Annotated in this window: 15 protein-coding genes; 1 reads left to right on the top strand and 14 read right to left on the bottom strand. The window is 54.2% G+C overall.

The features are described 5' to 3' along the window. The 5 genes from nadE to FPZ45_RS05015 all read right to left on the bottom strand — a co-directional run bounded on the left by nadE (position 1) and on the right by FPZ45_RS05015 (position 3,851). Complete coding sequence (gene nadE, locus FPZ45_RS05000) at positions 1-813, bottom strand: ammonia-dependent NAD(+) synthetase (protein ID WP_144699029.1); 813 nt, start codon at positions 811-813, stop codon at positions 1-3. Positions 814-1,027: 214 nt separating this feature from the next. Beyond that, positions 1,028-1,462 carry a BrxA/BrxB family bacilliredoxin gene (locus tag FPZ45_RS05005; protein WP_144699031.1) on the bottom strand — a complete coding sequence of 145 codons (435 nt, stop codon included), beginning with the start codon at positions 1,460-1,462 and terminating at the stop codon, positions 1,028-1,030. Between the two features lie 129 nt (positions 1,463-1,591). Continuing rightward, positions 1,592-2,014, bottom strand: coding sequence for a DUF3905 domain-containing protein (locus tag FPZ45_RS05010; RefSeq protein ID WP_144699033.1), 423 nt, complete (start codon positions 2,012-2,014; stop codon positions 1,592-1,594). Continuing rightward, positions 2,011-2,136 (bottom strand): spore protein, encoded by a 126-nt coding sequence (locus FPZ45_RS25510; protein WP_222430756.1) that lies wholly within the window; start codon positions 2,134-2,136, stop codon positions 2,011-2,013. The genes FPZ45_RS05010 and FPZ45_RS25510 overlap by 4 nt, the downstream gene beginning before the upstream one ends. 56 nt (positions 2,137-2,192) lie before the next feature. Next, entirely contained in the window at positions 2,193-3,851 is a 1,659-nt protein-coding gene (locus tag FPZ45_RS05015) for a two-component system sensor histidine kinase NtrB (protein WP_186438236.1), read from the bottom strand. A 179-nt stretch (positions 3,852-4,030) separates the two neighbouring features. Here FPZ45_RS05015 and FPZ45_RS05020 point away from each other — a divergent pair, with 179 nt between their 5' ends. Then, the gene (locus FPZ45_RS05020; protein ID WP_144699037.1) at positions 4,031-5,287 is read left to right on the top strand and encodes a BaiN/RdsA family NAD(P)/FAD-dependent oxidoreductase; all 1,257 of its coding nucleotides are present in this window, start codon (positions 4,031-4,033) and stop codon (positions 5,285-5,287) included. 274 nt (positions 5,288-5,561) lie between these two features. Here FPZ45_RS05020 and FPZ45_RS05025 read toward each other — a convergent pair whose 3' ends face one another. From FPZ45_RS05025 to xylB, 9 genes are all read right to left on the bottom strand, one after another. After that, positions 5,562-6,386: a carbohydrate ABC transporter permease gene (locus FPZ45_RS05025; RefSeq protein ID WP_144699039.1), complete on the bottom strand. Its 825-nt coding sequence runs from the start codon at positions 6,384-6,386 to the stop codon at positions 5,562-5,564. Positions 6,387-6,399: 13 nt separating this feature from the next. Continuing rightward, positions 6,400-7,296: a carbohydrate ABC transporter permease gene (locus FPZ45_RS05030; protein ID WP_144699041.1), complete on the bottom strand. Its 897-nt coding sequence runs from the start codon at positions 7,294-7,296 to the stop codon at positions 6,400-6,402. A 169-nt stretch (positions 7,297-7,465) separates the two neighbouring features. Next, positions 7,466-8,770: an ABC transporter substrate-binding protein gene (locus FPZ45_RS05035; protein ID WP_144699043.1), complete on the bottom strand. Its 1,305-nt coding sequence runs from the start codon at positions 8,768-8,770 to the stop codon at positions 7,466-7,468. Between the two features lie 153 nt (positions 8,771-8,923). After that, a complete protein-coding gene (locus FPZ45_RS05040) occupies positions 8,924-11,026 on the bottom strand; it encodes an amylo-alpha-1,6-glucosidase (protein WP_144699045.1) in 2,103 nt (700 codons plus the stop codon). Positions 11,027-11,145: 119 nt separating this feature from the next. After that, a complete protein-coding gene (locus FPZ45_RS05045) occupies positions 11,146-12,162 on the bottom strand; it encodes a LacI family DNA-binding transcriptional regulator (RefSeq protein WP_144699047.1) in 1,017 nt (338 codons plus the stop codon). Positions 12,163-12,349: 187 nt separating this feature from the next. Continuing rightward, a complete protein-coding gene (locus tag FPZ45_RS05050; RefSeq protein ID WP_144699049.1) occupies positions 12,350-12,724 on the bottom strand; it encodes a hypothetical protein in 375 nt (124 codons plus the stop codon). Between the two features lie 63 nt (positions 12,725-12,787). Then, entirely contained in the window at positions 12,788-14,083 is a 1,296-nt protein-coding gene (locus tag FPZ45_RS05055) for an ABC transporter permease (RefSeq protein ID WP_186438237.1), read from the bottom strand. After that, a complete protein-coding gene (locus FPZ45_RS05060; RefSeq protein WP_144699053.1) occupies positions 14,080-14,850 on the bottom strand; it encodes an ABC transporter ATP-binding protein in 771 nt (256 codons plus the stop codon). Before FPZ45_RS05060 ends, FPZ45_RS05055 begins: the two co-directional genes overlap by 4 nt. 164 nt (positions 14,851-15,014) lie before the next feature. Beyond that, entirely contained in the window at positions 15,015-16,511 is a 1,497-nt protein-coding gene (gene xylB, locus FPZ45_RS05065) for a xylulokinase (RefSeq protein WP_144699055.1), read from the bottom strand. Positions 16,512-16,530: the final 19 nt, after the last annotated feature.

Below are 16,530 nucleotides of genomic sequence, written 5' to 3' on the forward strand. Positions count from 1 at the left end.
TTAAATCCCCGGAATGCTATTCCGCTTGTGTTGGGTTCTTCTATAATGCTTCTCCAGGATTTCGGCGGCTTGCGGATCGATCACTTTGCCTTCCAAGTAGTCGCTGTTGTCCTCGTAGGAGACGCCAAGTTCCTTCTCGTCCGTCTGCCCGTCCCATAGACCGGCTGTAGGAGGCTTGTCAATGACGCTGGAAGGCACGCCTAGTCGCCGGGCCATCTCACGGATCTGACGTTTGTTCAACGTGCTGAGCGGGGTAATATCGACGGCGCCGTCGCCCCATTTGGTGAAGAAGCCCGTTAAAGCTTCCGAAGCGTGGTCGGTCCCGACGACGAGCAAATTAAGATCGAAGGCTAGAGCATATTGCACAACCATCCGCGTACGGGCTTTCACGTTCCCTTTGCCGCCCCTGCTGATATGTCGATGAATACTCAACGCCTTAAACGCATATTCGGTCTCGATCGCGATCTCGTCCACCGCTTCTTGAATGTTCGTCTCGACCTTGTGCGTCAGTTGGAAAGCTTCCGCCACTTCATAGCTATGTTGAATATCTTCCTGTTCCCCGTAAGGCTGGAAAACGCCCAAAGTTATGTATTCCTTGCCCGACTCCAGGGAGAGCTCGTCCGTCGCGCGTTTGCAGAGCCCGGCGGCTACCGCGCTGTCGATACCCCCGCTGATCGCGATCAGCAATCCGGTCGCGTTCGCTTGTTTCACGTAGTCCTTCAGAAATTGCACGCGGCGCTCGATTTCCGCATCGACGTCGATCGTCGGCTTAACTCCGAGCTTCGCGATGATCTCTTGCTGAAACGTCGTCATTCACGCATTCCTCCTAGTCGAACTAAAAAAAATGGTAACTCGTCTCTCTTACGGTCTGCCAGACCATTAGAGCGTGCCAAACCCGGTAACTCGTCTCTCCTACGGTCTGCGAGACCGTTAGAGCGTGCCAAGTAAAACGGCTTCGCCGTCCTATAGTACAAAAAATATCCCGGCGACTAAGCCGCAACGGCTTATGCCTCCGGGATGTCATCGATTACCGGCAATATCGGTCGAAGGCAGCCGTCAAATCCTCGGCAATCTCACCTGCGCTGCGATTTTCGATTTGGTGCCTTTCGATAAAATGAACGAGTTCTCCATCTTTCATCAGAGCGATGGACGGAGAAGAAGGCGGGTACGGCGCGAAATATTCTCTCGCTTTCGCCGTCGCTTCCTTATCCTGTCCGGCGAATACCGTATACAAATGGTCGGGCAGCGCATCGTGCTGCAGAGCTTCGGCAACGCCAGGACGGCATTGGCCGGCTGCGCAGCCGCATACGGAGTTCACGACGACAAGCGTCGTTCCCGAAGCCGTTGGAAGCTTCTCTTCCACTTCCTCCGGCGTTCTCAATTCCTCTATTCCGATCCGAGTCAGATCGTCTCGCATCGGTTGGATCATATCCAGCATATATCTTTCGAAAGACATCGACATAGATGGCGCCTCGCTTTCCGGGTCTTGTAATGGCGGTCGGTAGTGCCGCTATTCTTCATTATAACGCGCCGCCGCAAGCTCCGTCAAAGCAAGAAGACACGAGACGCCGTCAAGCCGATCGTCCCTCGTTCACGGTTCGTCCAGCACCTCTGGCACAGGATAATAGTCCTCCTCGTCCGAATCAATCGAGGCCGAGGTTGAGTGCGTCGGATGCATGAATGGGCGGGAGAAAGGGATACCCCGCTCGAACCAATCCCTGTTCTTGCTTTCCAGAAAGCCGATGTCCTTGTAAGGATGGACCCACTGTTCGCCAGCCATGGCGGCCGGATCGGTTTCATTGCTCCATTGTTCAAGAGGCGAGTTCTCGGATTCGTAATCGTGATCTCCGATCACGACTCCGTAGGCATTCACGAACGGCTCCCGCGGCCCCCGGTCGGCGCGGAGTTCCGATCGAAATTCGATTTCGAACGGATCCAGTTCCGAATCGTCATGCCCCCCACCGGGCTTTACGCCCGAATAAGGTTTATCGTTGCCCGCGCTGATGGCGGTCAGGTCGACGGACGATTAGGCCCGTCTAGTTTTTTGTCGTATCCCGGGGAGAGAGGCGATTGATTTTTTCTGGCGCGATCGGCGGCTTTGCGCCCTGACTTCGATGGACCTTGCGCGTTCGGCATGGAAGCATCCTCCTTGGTTGGATGAGTCCCCAGTAGTGTAACCGATGTCGCTTCACTTATCCGTACATATACACCGGTTTGAAGAACGATACGATGAACGTCGTCCCTTTACCCGCTTCGGATTCCACATGGATCTTTCCGTTATGCCGCTCGACGATGCTTAAGCATAGGGCAAGGCCCAGACCGGTCCCGTTTGCCTTGGTCGTGTAGAATGGCTCGAACAGCCTTTCCAGCTTCTCCGACGGGATACCCGTTCCGCTATCGATGACGCGCAGTTGGACCGAGTCCGGAAGATTTAACGTTTCGATGCGCAGAACGCCCTTGTCGTTCATCGCCTCCATGCCGTTACGCGATAGATTGAGAATAAGCTGCTTCATTTCTTTCGAATTCATCGGGAACAGGTCGATGTTCTCGTCCAGCCTGATGTCGACCATCTGCCCCCTCATATTAGCATCCGCCCAGATGAGCGGGAGCAAGTCGCTCAGCAGTTCGTTCAGGCTCGAAGGCTGCTTCTCTACAATCCGGTTCTGCGCAAGGGACAAAAAGTCGTTGATGATAGCATTGGCGCGATCAAGCTCATCCAGCACGATGCGGAAATAAGATTTCTGATCACTCGGGCTCCGCTCGTTGAGCAACTGGATAAATCCCCGAATGACGGCCATCGGATTACGGATCTCATGCGTGATGCTGGCAGCCATCTGGCCGACTAGACTCAGCCGTTCCATCCGATCCACCTCGTCCTTCAGCCGCTGCAATTCGGTCACGTCGTGTCCGATGAACAGTACACCTTCGTTCTCTTCCGGCAACGTCTCTTTGATCGGAAAATAAACCGTATACAGCATCCTGCCATTCCACTTCAAAATTTCCGTCAGCTTCTCCTCGCCCTTCAGAATACGCGCGACGGGGTCCGATTCGGCCTGAACGTCCATTTGTTCCAGAAGCACGGAAAACTTCTTCTTAAGAACGTCATTGCGACCCAAGGGAGCGACGAATGTCAGCATCAGATCGTTCACATGGGTAATTCTCCCTTTGCTATCGCAGAAGACGACCATTAACGGAGAATTATCGATAAAATGCTGAAGCTTCCGCACTTCGTTGCGATATTTCATCGATACGTCGTGAAGCTGCAATTGCAACTGTATACGCTCGAAACTCAGCTCCGTAAAATGGACGCAAACAAACGTAACGGCAACGAGAAGAACGGCGAAAATAAGCGCGATGTAACCAATCTCCCACTTATCCGTCGTCGTTAAACCGGATAGGCCAATGGCGTTCTCGGTGCTTTGCATGATGACGAGAATCAGGCACAAAATCGCGGCGATCTTGAGTTTACCCTTACGATTACTGGAATGAAACTTGGATATCCGGGAAAATAAAATAGGCGCGTAGACGCTTATACCGACGAATAATAGCAAATACTCCCAGTGATTTGCGATCTCGAATGTCCATGTTGCAGCTAAGACGGTCGACAAAACAACGGCAATGGGGATGCCGCCATACAGTGAACCGATTAAATACGGGACTAAGCGAAGATCAAAATTACTGCCATGATCATTTATGGTCGAAAAAAACATATTGAGCAGCATGGCTATTCCGCAGCCGATTCCGACAAAGATGTGCGTATAATAGGTTCGTTCCGGCTTGGAGTACCATACCATGAACATAAAAACCGGGAGACATGCTATCAGAACCTGTAGCAGAGCCTCTTTCCACATCCTGCGAACCCCCCGCATGAACGGATCCGTGCGAACAATCAATTCGGACTTGTTAATGAATCACTTAGATTAAAGCACATCTCACCATAGGTTACAATATTAGGAATTTAATTCGTTTTACGATTCGAGGCGCCGATGTTACACTCGAATAAAACACATATACGTTCAGGAGATCTCGCATGAAATACGACGTTATCATTATCGGCGGAGGCTCGGCCGGCCTCATGGCCGGCATCTCGGCCAGCAAACAAGGAGCAGCCGTCCTGCTCCTCGACAAAGGAGAGAAGCTGGGAAGGAAGCTCGGCATCTCCGGAGGCGGCAGGTGCAACGTGACGAATAACAAGAATATCGACGAATTGATTCAACATATTCCCGGCAACGGGCGCTTTTTGCATAGTTCCTTCTCTAACTTCGACAACCGCGATATAATCGCTTTTTTCGAGAAGCTCGGAATTCGGCTTAAAGAGGAAGACAACGGACGCATGTTTCCTGTGACGGACAAAGCGAAGACCGTCGTGGACACGCTTATCGGACAAGTCCGTAAACAAGGCGTCGACATACGTCTCAATTCCCCCGTCGACACCGTACTTTACAACGACGGCCGTGTTGCCGGCGTGCGCCTGCGTTCGGGAGAGAAGCTCGATAGCCGTGCCGTAATCGTCGCCTCCGGCGGCAAGTCCGTGCCCCATACCGGGTCCACGGGAGACGGATACGCTTGGGCCGAGGCAGCGGGCCATACGATCACGGAGCTATTCCCGACCGAAGTACCTCTCACGTCCAATGAGCCGTTCATTACTAGCAAGGAGCTACAGGGGCTATCTCTGCGCGACGTATCGCTGTCCGTCTGGAATGCGAAAGGAAAGCGAGTCGTCGAACACCGCGGCGACATGATCTTCACCCATTTCGGCCTGTCCGGACCGATCGCCCTTCGCTGCAGCCAGTTCGTCGTCAAGGCGCTGAAGCAATCGGACGCGAAGAACGTCGAAGTTTCCGTCGATTTGATGCCGGGCAAAAGCGCTGACGAAGTATACTCTGAGACGCTCGGGCTGGCGGAGTCCGACCCGAAGAAAACGATCAAGAACGTTCTGAAGGCCTGTCTGCCCGAGAAAATGATCCCGCTGCTGCTGCGCGGAGCGGAGCTTGCGGAGACGGTCACATACGACAATCTCCCGCGCCAGGGGTGGATGAAGCTGGCCGGGTTGATCAAGCGCTTCCCGATCCGCGTATACGGGACGCTGTCGATCGAGGACGCCTTCGTAACCGGCGGCGGCGTAAACCTGAAGGAGATCGATCCGAAGACGATGGAATCGAAGCGAATGAGCGGCCTGTACTTCTGCGGGGAAATTCTTGATATTCACGGGTATACGGGCGGCTACAATATTACCGCCGCTTTCTCGACTGGATATACGGCGGGCTTGAACGCCGCCATGAAATAACTAACAGTTCCTTCACCGGACGGATTCAAAAATAACGATGTTTAACATCGCCATTTTTATTGTTTGCCCGTAGTGATTCCGCAATAGCGATGTTAAACATCGTTACACGATTGATATTTGTTTCTTTGGCCACGATTGTCCCTCAATTACGATGTTTTGTATCGTTATTGGCTTGAACGTCTGACCGATTTCGATCAAAAACGATGTTTTATATCGTTATCGGCCATATAAAAAACGCGCCGGCTGGATTTCGCAGCTTGGCGCGTTCTTTGCGTTATTTCGTGCCGGTGAACGTAATCCCTTGCACGAAGAAGCGGTTGAAGAAAATGTAGATCAGCAAGGCCGGAATCGTCATGATGATCGAAGCGGCCATAATGTAGTTCCAGAAGCTGATGTACTGGCCCTTGAACGTATTCAGACCGACAGACAGGGTGAACATCGTCTTTTCGGACATGAGCATGAGCGGCTTCAGGAACTCGTTCCATGCACCCATGAAGATAAAGATCGTCTGCGCGGCGAGAGCCGGTTTGGCCAGCGGCAGGACAACCTTGAAGAACAAGCCGAACTTGCCGAGCCCGTCGAGCTCCGAAGCTTCCTCGAGCTCTTTCGGGAAATTGATGAAGAACTGGCGCATCATGAAGATGTAAGTCGCTTGCGCGGCCATCGGCACGATGATCGCCTGGTAGCTGTTTAACCAGCCCAACTCTTTAATAATCAGATAGCTCGGGATGATGGTCAGTTGTCCCGGAATCATGATCATCGCCAGAATGCTGTAGAACATGAGCGAACTGCCCGGGAATTTGATTCTCGCGAGCGCGTATCCGGCCATGGAGTTGAAGATCAAGTTAAAGCCAGTAACCGAAAGCGCAATAATCGCGCTGTTCAGAAACCATCTGCCGAACAGAGGTTCCTGCCTGAAGATCGTGCGGTAGTTGTCCAGTGTAAAATGCTTCGGAATCAGATGAATGCCGCCGGATACGATCTCCGGCAGCGACTTGAACGAAGCGGACAGCGCCCACAGAAACGGAACGAACGTGATGAGCGCGTACACGCTAAGCAGCACGTAAAACAACGGCTTGAAACGATCGATCGCACGCATGGTTTTTCCCCTCCTAATTCAGCCGTTCTTCCCTGAAGATCAATCGCTGCACAACCGTAATGAGCATGATGACGACCGCGAGCAGGAACGCGAGCGCGGATGCGTATCCCATGTCCAGGTTTTTGAACGCGTATTGGTAGATCAGCAGCACCATCGTCAGCGTCGCGTTGTTCGGGCCCCCGGAACCAGCCGAGAAAATGTACGATTGGTCGAACAACTGGAACGTGCCGATAATGCCCATGACAATGACGTAGAACGTGACCGGCTTCAACTGAGGAACCGTAATGCGCCAAAATTTGTGCCAAGCGTTCGCGCCGTCGATATCCGCAGCCTCGTACAGATTTTCGGGAATATCCTGCAAGGCGGCCAGATAGATGACCATGAAGAGCGGCGCGGTTGACCAAACGTTCATAATCATAATGCCAAGCAGCGCAACGGACGGATCGCCGAGCCAGTTATAAGTCGGTAAACCGACCAGTTCAAGTAAGTAGTTGAGCAAGCCGTTGCTGTTGTAGATCCACATGAAGATCAGCACGAGCACGGCCGAAGAAGTGACCGTCGGCAAATAAAAAGCAATCCTGAAAAAGTTGCGGTAACGCAGCTTCATATTCAGAATCGAAGCCAGCAGCAGCGCCAGGATCGTCTGCGACGGAACGACGATCAGCGCGTATTTGGCCGTATTCCTTAGCGCGATCCACAAGCGCGGATCATCGAGCATTCTCTCAAAGTTGGCCGTGCCGGTAAATTTATAGCTGACCGTCCCGAGCAGATTCACTTTGTGAAATGACAAAAAGATGGCGTAGGCGATCGGCAGCAGCAAGAAGCAACCGAGAATGATAATGACCGGCGACATGAAGGTATACCCCGACGCCATATCCCTTAGTTTCGATTTCGTAAATGTTTTGGCCATTTTGAGGCACTCCTTTCGGCCTTCCCCGTGTTGGGGCGTGAAATGACTAAAGCCGGTTGTACACGCGCGGCTTCACTCGTTTCACGCCAACGCGCGCGCGGCAAGCGGGAGAACGAGACGCCTGCTCGTGGAACAGGCGTCTCGTTCCTTGCATTGCGGTCGGGATTGCTTATTGGCCCGCTTTGATTTCTTTATTCGCCGTCTCTTGCGCTTTCTTCATCGCATCGGTCAGCGAGGATCCGCCTGTGTAAGCCGCTACGAATTGGTTGTTGAAGTTGTTCATGATCGTAGGCAGAGCGGCTCCTGCTTGCCAGGAAGTCGCGTAAGAAGAACCTGCGACCAGCGCGCCGCGGAGAGGATCCTTGTCAAAGCCGAGCTCAGCCGCTACGGATTTACGCGTAGGCAGAGCGAAGCCTTTGCTCGTCCAAGTTTTCATGCCTTCTTTGCCCGTCAAGTAGGAGAGCAGCTTCCAAGCGGCTTCTTTTTGCTTGGAATTTTTGTTCATGACGTAAGCGACAGTAAAGGCCATCGTGCCTTTTTTGTCGTTAACCGTCGGAACTTCTACCGTTCCGAAGTCTACGTCAGGGAAGTTGCTTTGAATATATGGGATCGCCCAGTTGCCTTCGATAACCATTGCCGCTTTTTGCTGGCCGAACATTTCGCCGCCCCAGCCTGCGCCGACGTCAGACGGTTGACCCGCCGTTTTGGCTTTCGTGTGTTGGTCGATAACGAGGGACAAGCCTTTCTCCGCTTCCGGAGTAGCGAACGCCGCCATGCCTTGATCGTCGGTCAGTTGGCCGCCGAACGCTTGGATCATGAACATTTGGCGAGCCAATTCAGGCGCTTGGCCCAGGCCGTATACTTCGACTTTGTTGCCGTTCTTTTTCGTCAGCTTCTCGGAAGCGGTCAGCAGCTCGTCCCAAGTTGTTGGAGGCTCGATACCTGCGTCGGCAAACATTTTTTTGTTATAGAACAGTGCAAGCGTGGACGTATCTTTCGGGAAACCGTAGATTTTGCCGTCCGCGGATTTGAACGCGTTTACGGTCGGAGCTTCGAAATCGCCAAGGTCGAACTCAGGCGTTACGTAACCGTCAAGCGGCTCCAATACGTCTTTCTCGATCAGTGCCGGAGCTTCGAACGCGTCCAGATAGAATAAGTCAGGAGCTTCATTGCCGATCAACCGGGTTTTGATAACATCCATGTATTGGTCCGCGATAACTTCGTATTTAACTTTAACGTCAGGGTTCTTGGTTTGGAATTCGTCGAGTACTTGTTGCAGCAATTGCTGTTCATCCGGAGAAGAGCCCCAACCAGCAAGCGTAACTTCAACCTGCCCTTTCGCCGGGGATGCGGATTCGGAAGCGCCTGCGGATGGAGATGCGCTTTCGCCGTTCTTGGAGCCGTTACCGCAGCCGGAAACGACCAGGGAAAGAGCCAACATCGATCCGAGTGTTACAGATGCACTTTTTTTCATAGTAAAAACTTCCTCCCTTTTTTTGTTTCTATATAATCAAACGGGCATTGAGACCTCGCAGCGGATGAAAATGCGTAGCCGGCGGTACCTTCCGGCCGGTATCAAAGGTGCGTTTCTCGCAGCCCGTTCAATTCCTAGTCAGCACGGCTTTTATCAGTCTGCAATGACGATCTCGCAGCCGCTCGTGTTTTCGATGATGTCCACTTGCAGCGGTTCGCCGTCTCCGGTCCGCTTCAGTTCGACCGACAGCCGCCCTTCGGCGATCGGTACATCCTTGACAGTCAACCGATTAATGCCTGCCGGCAAGAAAGGCGCCAGCGTCATCGAACGGTTCAACGCGTCGGTCTTCAAGCCGAGCATCGCCTGAATGAGCACGATGGATGTTCCTGCTGCCCAGGCTTGCGGAGAACAAGCTACCGGATAGGAGACCGGGTAGCCGATGGACTCGTCATATCCGCAGAACAGCTCTGGCAAGCGGTTGTACTCAAACTTCTCTGCGGCCTTCAGCAATCCGGAGATGACGGTTGACGCTTCTTCCTTGAAGCCTAAGATGCTCATGCCGATCAGCGTCATGGAGTTGTCATGCGGCCATACGCTGCCGTCGTGATAACTCATCGGATTGTAGCCCGTCGATTCGCTGGACATCGTCCGAATGCCGTATCCGCCGAACATGTCGGCCGCTACGAGCCTTTGCGAGATGATGCGCGCTTTATCCTCTGGAACGATGCCGCTCATCAGCAAGTGGCCGGGATTGGAAGTGACGGAACGGACTTGATCCTTATTCGCGTCGAGAGCGATCGCGTAGAATTGCTCCTCCGGCATCCAGAACGCAGCGTCGAGCTCTTGTTTAAGCCGCTCGGCTTCGTCTCTAAGCTTCTGGGCCGTCTCTTCGCGGCCGATCCGTTCGAGGATAGGTGCAAGTCTCGTTTTCGCCTGATACACATATCCTTGAACCTCGATCAGCGCGATCGGCGCGGCCGCGAATTCGCCGTTCTTGTGAACGACCGAGTCGGCCGAATCCTTCCAACCTTGGTTGGCGATCCCCTTGGACGACTCTTGGTAGTATTCGACCCATCCGTCCTTGTCCCGATCGCCGTAATTATCGATCCAGTCGAACGCTCTCTCAAGGCTCGGCATGAGCCGCTCGATTGCGGCCGTATCTCCCGTCCAGTGCGCGTATTCCGCCGCAAGCAGAATAAAGAGCGGCGTGGAGTCGATACTTCCGTAATAAGGAGCGAACGGCACTTGGCCCGAGCGGGCAAGCTCGCCGCTGCGCATCTCGTGCATGATTTTGCCCGGCTGCTCGTCTTTCCACGGATTGACCTCGGACCCTTGGTAGGCGGCCATCATCTCCAGTGTCCCCAGAGCAATCTTCGGATCGAGCGGAAGCATCTGCAGCGCCGCGATCAAGCTGTCGCGCCCGAACGGCACCGCATACCACGGCAGTCCCGCTACCGGGAACAGTCCGTAGCCGAAATCCGTAAGCAGCACGCGCAAGTCTTGAACGCCGCGGTCGAACAGCTTGTCAAGCACTTCAGAATCGCTCTTGACCTTCATCGCTTTCTCGTTCCATCCGTCGTACGCCGCTTCTAACTCGGCCAGCGCCGTTTCGCGAGGAGTCGCTTCGACCACTCGGCCTTCCACCGAAGGAATGATCGTAAACGTAATCCGTTTCGTCTCTCTTGGCTCCAGCGAGATCTTGTATAAGGCGTCGCCTTCGCTGCTCATGGCATCGGCTTCCGTATCCCAGGAAATACTCGTTTCTCTGCGAACGCCGTCCGCACCAACATAAGCGGCATGCCAATGCTTCGTATCCGCACTGCGTTCCGTTATTTTCCCCAATTCATCCGCCGGTTGGAAACCGCGAACGATAAACATGTCCGTGAAGTCCGCATCGAACGAAATCCCTAGATCGAAGTTCAAAGGTTTCGTCGAGAAATTCGTCAGGAATACGGTTTCGTACAGCACATCGCCGTAGATAAACCGTTCCCGGATCAACTCGACCGACTCTCTCCAGAGCTTCACCTCTCCGTCGATCTCCTCGTGCTCGTTCGTCATCCGAATGCGCGCCACATAATTTTCGTCAGCGGCGGATGAGAGCAGCAACGGGCGCTTGCCGTTCAGCTTGATCTCCATTTTGCTAACGAACCGGGTATCTCTCATGTACAGCCCGTCTTGAGCGCTGCTGCCCGGAACGTCTCCGTGAAGATCCGTCATCAGAAACAGATCGTTGTGTTTGATTACTCTGTAGTTCATCTTTTCCCCATCCTGTATATTTCTGTATTTGTTTTATACTCTCCGAAAATCGTTTTCGAATTCATCTTCAAAACATCCGAAACGTTTCGGATTATGGCGAAAAAAAACGCAGCAGTGCTTTACTTAAGTCGCCGCGTGCTTTCCCGAACAATCAACTGATTGCTGAGCATTATTTTTCGATTGTCCGTTCGGTCTTCCAGCATATCGATCAATAGCTGGGCCGCTTGGTATCCGAGTTCGTATTTATCCTGCCGGATCGTGGTGAGCTTCGGCGAACAATACGAGGAAATCGTAATATCGTCGAATCCGATGACGGACATGTCTTCAGGGACTTTCAGTCCCATCTTCTCCAATGTCCTCATCGCCCCGAGCGCCATCAAGTCGCTGGCGCAGAATACGGCGGTCACTCCCGGATTGCGGATCAGGATCTGGTACATGGCCTCCGCTCCGCCGTCCTCCGAGAATCCCCCGTCATAGACCAGATTCGGATCGGCCGACAGATCGGCTTGCTCGAGCGCTTCCTTGTAGCCTTCGAATCGTTCCTGACTGACGAAAGCTTGGTTATGGCCGTTGATCATGGCGATGTTCCGGTGCCCACCGTCAAGCAGATGCTTGACGGCCATTGCGGCGCCGATCTTGCTGTCCGAAGTGACATAACCGACGTTGGCCTCGGTTTGCGGAATATCGATCAATACGCATGGAAAAGAGTTCTGTTCAATGACTTCGTGCAAATACGGATCGTCAAGCCGAAGACCCGACAAAATCGCGCCTTCCACGTTGCGCTCCTTGCACAGAGATGCGTAAGACTTCTCGACTTGCTTGGAAGGGTTCGTGCTAAAGAGCAGAAGATCGTAATTCAAATCTCCTGCGCGGTCGTTAATTCCGCACAACACTTCGTAAGAAAATGCGTCCTTGGCGCCTGCGCGATTAATATCTGAGATGATAAGGCCGATTGTACGCGTTTTCTTGGAAACCAAGCTTCTGGCTACAACGTTGGGACTGTAGGACAATTCCTCCGCGACCTGCTTGATTTTCTTGCGGGTTTCCTCGTTAACGTCGTCGTAACCGTTAAGCGCCCTGGACACCGTCGTGACGGATACGCCCGCTTTTTTTGCGATATCTTTAATCGTTACCATGACGCAGACACCTTTCCAAAACGTTTCGGGTTCAGTATAAAATACTTGCCCCGACTATTGCAAGCGCTTTTTACGTTCCATTTTCCTCCTGCGGACGCAAAATGATTCGTTTTCCTGGGATTCTCTCGTCCGCAGACCAAAAAACCCTTCGTTTCGGAAGGGTTTAAGTGGCTTTGTGTGACTACACTCATGTGGCTTCGAATCGATCGTAAGTGCCATCGTCGCCCGCGAAATCCGAACGTTTCGAGTCGCGTTCCGGTTCCTCCGTCCGGTAAGCGTCCATCCAGTCTTCGTTAACCGTGTGAGCGGGAATTCGGATTTCCTCCATGCCGTAGGCGATATCGGTGACAGTAACGGCTTCGGCCGGAGCGTGCTCCATCAATTGGCCCGCGTAACACTGCACGATCTCCAGGGCCGAGGTCAAATCTTCGTTACGCACGTGAATATGCAATCTCCCGCCATCGTGAAGCTGCGGTTCGTAGCCTAACTCTTCGAGCGTCTCGCCGGCCAGGGCAGCCTGGGATTCGTCCGGAAATTGAAACATCAAGGCGGCTTGAAGCATGCCATCCATCCTCTCCGTTCTTCAGTTGACCCATCCCGAATAGGTTATCCCAACGGCACACGATTATTCCTTTTTTCGCCGCATGGCGCTGAACGAAGATAACATATCGTTCACCTTCCGCAGCCAGAAATAACTTGCGACCGGAATCAATACGACCGCCGCCCAGACTTCGCCTCCGAAATGCATCCCAAACTTAACACCCACCAGAAGGGCCCATGCGGCAACGATCGGCGCCGCGATCGCGAGCTTCCCTTTCCGAGATGCCTGTTCCAGCAGATCTTCCTGCCATGTGAAGAGCGCAACATAAGGCTCTGCAAGCCATTGCTCCCATTGCCGCTGCAGGGATAAGAGCAGCAGCGCAGGAAGCACTAGCCAGACGATCACCGCAAGGGCCAGAGGAGTTAACGCGATTGCAGCGGTTCCCGCCCCAAGAAAATAGAGCATATGCTTCCATAGATCCGAGCGGCGCAGCACCGACTTGACCCAACTGTCCGCCAGCTTGTCGGCGCCGTTCCGATGGCGGAAGAGGGGCTGCGACTGCGCGAACCACATGGGTCTTCGCCGGCCCGGAACGGGTTTCTTCTCCAGCGTGTCTCTCAGAATCAAGCTTACGCTGGATACGTATGCATTGTTCTCTACGGCGATCTCGTGCAATAGCGTGCCATTTTTCCGAATTCTTAGGCGCAGGAGTGCAGCCGCCAAGACGACGATCGCCACGCTTGCCGATCCGATAAGCAGCGCGTATTCCTCGCCGAAATACGCGATTCTGACGAAGACGAACGCAAACGCGATCCTCAGTAACAGTTGAATAACGATCCGGCGCCATCCTTTCCATCTCAGTGACACCCGGTCTTCGACCATCGTCCACAAGGAACCGCAGGCCGCGAAAAATACAATCAGAATAGCAGTATACGTTTCGGATATGTTGAAGGTTTGCAGCAGAAGCGGCGACGCAACCGCCACCGCGACGGCGGATGTCAGCAAGCGGCATGCCAAGCCGTATGCGAATCCCATCCAACCGAATCCCTGCTTCCACTTCGGAAGACGATGGAGGAACAGAGCATCCCCGCGCTCTGCGAAAGTTCGGAACTTGCCCGCAAGCTGCAACAGCGCCATCACGCCGAATATCGGTATCAACATCGCGGTGGTCAAGCCGGAAGGAGGATCGCGCATGAAATCCCGATACATTCCGACTGCGATAAAAGCGCCCGGGAGAACGATGTAGAGCAGCACCGTCCAATCGAGCACCGTTCGCCAGCACTTCCAGACCGCAATCCAAAATGCTGCCGCTCTTTCCGCAAACAATGACGCCGGGCCGTAACGTCCGGGATTGAAATTGTCGTTGCCCTGCTCCGTCATTCGCGCACCTCTGCGCCTTGTGCCGTCAGCCTGTGAAAGCAATCGAACAGCCGAGCGTCCGGTCCGCATCCCGCAGCGCTTCGGATCTCTTCAAGCGTTCCCGCGGCGGCGGCTCCGCCGTCATGCACGAGAACAAACCGGTCGCACAGCCGTTCCGCTGAATCGAGCACATGCGTCGTCAGCAGAACCGCCGCGCCGCGGCTTCTCTCCTCTTCGAGAGCGTCGAGCAGTTCGAGCACCGCGCCCGGATCGAGTCCGATGAACGGCTCGTCTACCAAATACAGATCGGGTTGAAGCAGGAAACCGACGATCAGCATCGTTTTCTGCTGCATGCCTTTAGAGAATTTGATCGGATATTCGTGGCGGTTCCCATACAGCCGAAAACGCTTCAGAAGCTTGTCCGCGCGCTCGCGGAACTGCTCTTCCGGCAACCCGATGGATGCGGCCGCGAGCACGAGATGCTCCCATAATGTCATTCTTTCGTATAAGATTGGCTGTTCGGGAATATAGGCGATACTCGAGGACATGTCCGAATTGCCGCCTTGCTTCTCTTCTTCCCCTCGCCAGTAGATTCTCGCTTTCCAGTGCGGAAGTTGGCCAAGCAATCCTTTCATCAGCGTGCTCTTCCCCGCTCCGTTTGGTCCTATCAATCCGACTCTTTCGCCGGATCGAACGCTTAGGCCAATGTTCCGAATGATCGGACCGTCGTGATCGTACCCCGCTTCATCTACCTCCGCACGGTACAGAGGCTGCGCGTTATCCGTCATTTTTGCTCGCCCTCCGAGTCGATTTCTATACATCATAGGGTAACAGAGAAGCTTTCCCAAGTATAGAAAAAAGAGCCTCCTCCCGTTTACTGACCGGGAATGGCGGAGGCTCTTGCAGGAACAGGGAGACCCCCTTATTCCTACTCCTTTTTTATCCGATATACCTAATTTCGAAAAGCGTACAGGGCGTGGTTGATGCTCTGCGTCTGGCCGTACATTTGACGATAAACGTCGAAAAGTTGCTCGTAACGTTGGCTCGTCTCCTCGTTCGGACGGTAGATTCGCGCATGTTTCACGAATACTTCGCCGCAAGCGTCCAACGTCGGGAACCAGCCGCAACCGACCGCGGCCAGCATCGCCGCCCCCAAGCCGGGTCCTTGCTCGTTCTCTAGCGCAACGACGTTTGCTTGGAAGATGTCCGCTTGCATTTGCAGCCACAACGGATTTTTTGCTCCGCCGCCGATCGATACGATCGTATCGACCGTCTTGCCGGCAGCACGGAACATTGCAATGGACTCGTTCAGGGAGAACGTAATGCCTTCCATCACCGCTCTGGCGAAATGCGCCCGCGTATGGCTGCCGTCGATGCCGATGAAGCTTCCGCGAATTTTCGCGTCGGCATGCGGTGTCCGTTCTCCGACGATGTAAGGCGTAAACAACAGTCCGCTAGAGCCTGCGGGAATATCGCCGACTCCCTCGAGCATCTTGTCGTAAGATTCGCCTTTGGCGAACGTATTGCGGAACCAGCTTAACGAATAGCCGGCCGCCAGCGTTACGCCCATCGCATAGAAGGCATTCTCCTTGCCGTGGTTGAAGAAATGCACTTTGCCTTCATAATCCGCGGACGCGTCCGCTTCATAGGTCAGGACAACGCCGGACGTTCCAATGCTGCAGAGCGTCAACCCCGGCGATAGGATGCCCGCGCCGATCGCGCCGCAGGCATTGTCCGCTCCGCCGGCGAACACTTGGGTCGCCGTCGTGAGTCCGGTCGCGTCCGCCGCATCGGCGGACAATGAACCGACGCTGGCTCCCGCTTCGACGAGAGGCGCGCAGAACGATGCCGGAATGCCGAATGCGGACAGCACATCTTCGCTCCAGACCTTGCCCGCGACATCGAGCATCAGCGTGCCCGCCGCGTCCGACAGATCCATGTGGAAAGCACCCGTCAGGCGCAGCCGTAAATAATCTTTCGGAAGCAGGAACCGGCTTGCTTGGGCATAAACGTCGGGTTCGTGCTGCTTGACCCATAAAATCTTGGGCAACGTAAACCCTTCAAGCGCCGGATTGCGAGTGACGGACAGAAGCTTGTCGCCGAGTGTCCGTTCGATCTCGCGGCATTGCTCCGTCGTCCGGGTATCGTTCCACAAAATCGCTCTGCGAACCGGTTGGTTCTGCGCGTCCAGCAGCACAAGACCGTGCATCTGGCCGGAGAAGCTGATTCCCTCGACGGCGGCGGGATCGATCTTCGCGCTGGCGATCAACTCCCGCAGCGCTGCCGCCGTTCCCGTGACCCAATCCTCGGGATCTTGTTCGCTCCAGCCCGCTTTGTCATGATAGAGCGGATATTCCCGGGTCGCTTCCGCGTGCACCACGCCGTCTTTGCCGACGAGCAGCGTCTTCACCGCGCTGGTCCCCAAATCAACGCCAATGACATATTCCATTGGAGAATCTCCTCTTCCT

This window comes from Cohnella terricola, assembly GCF_007786475.1.
GTDB lineage: Bacteria > Bacillota > Bacilli > Paenibacillales > Paenibacillaceae > Cohnella > Cohnella terricola.

Excerpts from the sequence above, each read along its gene's own strand:
- FPZ45_RS05030 (WP_144699041.1), bottom strand. The coding sequence starts at position 7,296 with ATGGCCAAAACATTTACGAAATCGAAACTAAGGGATATGGCGTCGGGG.
- nadE (WP_144699029.1), bottom strand. The coding sequence starts at position 813 with ATGACGACGTTTCAGCAAGAGATCATCGCGAAGCTCGGAGTTAAGCCG.
- FPZ45_RS05020 (WP_144699037.1), top strand. The coding sequence starts at position 4,031 with ATGAAATACGACGTTATCATTATCGGCGGAGGCTCGGCCGGCCTCATG.
- FPZ45_RS05050 (WP_144699049.1), bottom strand. The coding sequence starts at position 12,724 with ATGCTTCAAGCCGCCTTGATGTTTCAATTTCCGGACGAATCCCAGGCT.
- FPZ45_RS05015 (WP_186438236.1), bottom strand. The coding sequence starts at position 3,851 with ATGTGGAAAGAGGCTCTGCTACAGGTTCTGATAGCATGTCTCCCGGTT.
- FPZ45_RS05045 (WP_144699047.1), bottom strand. The coding sequence starts at position 12,162 with ATGGTAACGATTAAAGATATCGCAAAAAAAGCGGGCGTATCCGTCACG.
- FPZ45_RS05025 (WP_144699039.1), bottom strand. The coding sequence starts at position 6,386 with ATGCGTGCGATCGATCGTTTCAAGCCGTTGTTTTACGTGCTGCTTAGC.
- FPZ45_RS25510 (WP_222430756.1), bottom strand. The coding sequence starts at position 2,136 with ATGCCGAACGCGCAAGGTCCATCGAAGTCAGGGCGCAAAGCCGCCGAT.
- FPZ45_RS05060 (WP_144699053.1), bottom strand. The coding sequence starts at position 14,850 with ATGACGGATAACGCGCAGCCTCTGTACCGTGCGGAGGTAGATGAAGCG.
- FPZ45_RS05040 (WP_144699045.1), bottom strand. The coding sequence starts at position 11,026 with ATGAACTACAGAGTAATCAAACACAACGATCTGTTTCTGATGACGGAT.
- FPZ45_RS05005 (WP_144699031.1), bottom strand. The coding sequence starts at position 1,462 with ATGTCGATGTCTTTCGAAAGATATATGCTGGATATGATCCAACCGATG.
- FPZ45_RS05055 (WP_186438237.1), bottom strand. The coding sequence starts at position 14,083 with ATGACGGAGCAGGGCAACGACAATTTCAATCCCGGACGTTACGGCCCG.
- xylB (WP_144699055.1), bottom strand. The coding sequence starts at position 16,511 with ATGGAATATGTCATTGGCGTTGATTTGGGGACCAGCGCGGTGAAGACG.
- FPZ45_RS05035 (WP_144699043.1), bottom strand. The coding sequence starts at position 8,770 with ATGAAAAAAAGTGCATCTGTAACACTCGGATCGATGTTGGCTCTTTCC.